Raw genomic sequence first — 425 nt, forward strand, 5'->3', positions numbered from 1 at the left:
CAACGTTGGTGACGAAGTCGAGATCGTCGGCATCCGCCCGACCTCGAAATCGACCTGCACCGGTGTGGAAATGTTCCGCAAACTGCTCGATCGCGGTGAAGCCGGCGACAACATCGGCGCCCTGCTGCGCGGCGTTGACCGTGACGGCGTTGAGCGTGGTCAGGTTCTGTGCAAACCGAAATCGGTTAACCCGCACACCCACTTCGAAGCTGAGGCCTATATCCTCACTAAAGAAGAGGGCGGCCGTCACACCCCGTTCTTCGCGAACTACCGTCCGCAGTTCTACTTCCGCACCACCGACGTCACCGGCATGGTTAAACTGCCGGAAGGCACCGAAATGGTGATGCCGGGCGACAACCTGAAGTTCGAAGTCGAACTGATTGCTCCGATCGCTATGGAAGAGAAGCTGCGCTTCGCAATCCGTG

General features: G+C 58.8%; 1 protein-coding gene. It reads left to right on the forward strand.

Features of this window, described 5'->3' with window-relative positions; all coding sequences use genetic code 11:
* Nucleotides 1-425, forward strand: a 425-nt coding sequence (locus EP867_RS12635) for an EF-Tu C-terminal domain-related protein (protein ID WP_241656901.1), incomplete at both ends; no start/stop codon positions are given.

The organism is Falsigemmobacter intermedius, assembly GCF_004054105.1.
GTDB classification, from domain to species: domain Bacteria; phylum Pseudomonadota; class Alphaproteobacteria; order Rhodobacterales; family Rhodobacteraceae; genus Wagnerdoeblera; species Wagnerdoeblera intermedia.